The 1,248-nt window shown below is 30.4% G+C and carries 1 protein-coding gene; it reads right to left on the bottom strand.

Going from position 1 to position 1,248, the window contains the following annotated elements; genetic code table 11:
- Nucleotides 1–131: 131 nt before the first annotated feature.
- Nucleotides 132–1,223 (bottom strand): serine protease HtrA, encoded by a 1,092-nt coding sequence (htrA, locus tag NSA58_RS20380; RefSeq protein WP_039678682.1) that lies wholly within the window; start codon nt 1,221–1,223, stop codon nt 132–134.
- Nucleotides 1,224–1,248 lie beyond the last annotated feature (25 nt).

The raw sequence follows: 1,248 nt of genomic DNA, 5'->3' as shown, positions 1-1,248 counted from the left end.
ATAATAAATAGTAATAATTTAAACTCTAAATCTCAATATAAATTAAAATTATATATTATCTAAATTCACATTTTTTAAATATTATTTTGGATATAAAAATAGTGAGGATATTGCTCCTCACTATTTTTATATTAAAAACTTACATTTAATTTTACTTCTTTACCATCTCTATTTACTACTAAAGTAGTCTTGTCACCACTTTTATATTCATATAAACGTTTAGTTAAATCAGACATGCTTGTTAGTTTTGTATCTCCTAATTTAACAATTATATCTCCTGCTTTAACGCCAGCTTTTTTAGCTGGAGAATCGTCTACTACTTCTCCAACAAATATACCTTCATCAGTAGCTACCTTCTGTCCTTGAGATTGAGCATAAGCTGCATAAGTTGATGCATCATATCCTTTTATACCAAGTGTTACTTTTTCATAGCTTCCATTTTTAATTACTGATTCTATAATTTCTTTTGCTTGATTAATTGGAATAGCAAACCCTAAACTTTCACCTTCAGATGTCTTTGCTGTATTTATTCCTATAACTTGGCCTTTTTCATTTAATAACGGTCCACCACTATTACCAGAGTTTATACTCGCATCTGTTTGAATAAGCCCCGTCATAGTTGCACTTTCAGTTTTTATGGTTCTATCTAGTCCACTGATTATACCTTGTGTAACTGTTCTTTGCAATTCTAATCCAAGTGGATTACCTATAGCTATAGATATGTCTCCTATTGAAACTTTATCACTATCTCCAAGTTCTGCTGGAGTAAGGCCAGTTTTATTTACTTTTACTACGGCTAAATCTAATTGTGAGTCATACCAAACAACATTACCATCAATACTTGAACCATCATTAAATAGTACATTTACTTTTTTTGCTTCTCCATCAGAAATAACATGAGAATTTGTAAGTATGTATCCATTTGAGTCTACTACTATACCTGTTCCCACACCTTCTGATTCAGTTGGAATAGAAAACATATTATTTGAGCTCATTACAGTTGTAGTAATACCTACTACAGATGGCATAGCCTTTTCTGTTACTGCTTGATACACATTTGTACTTTTTCCAGCGCTATTAATATTGATACTTTGTGATGTAGCGCCTCCATTTGATGATGAAGTTAAATTATTTTTTAATAAAACTACCGTTAAAAATGAACTAAGTACTGAACATATTACTGCTACAATAACTACTAATCCTATCCCTTTTTTTCTAGACATTTTTTCTCCTCCTAACAAAATGAAT

It is taken from the genome of Terrisporobacter muris (genome assembly GCF_024621905.1).
GTDB classification, from domain to species: Bacteria; Bacillota; Clostridia; order Peptostreptococcales; family Peptostreptococcaceae; genus Terrisporobacter; species Terrisporobacter muris.
This window is presented reverse-complemented; position numbering and strand designations above follow the sequence as displayed.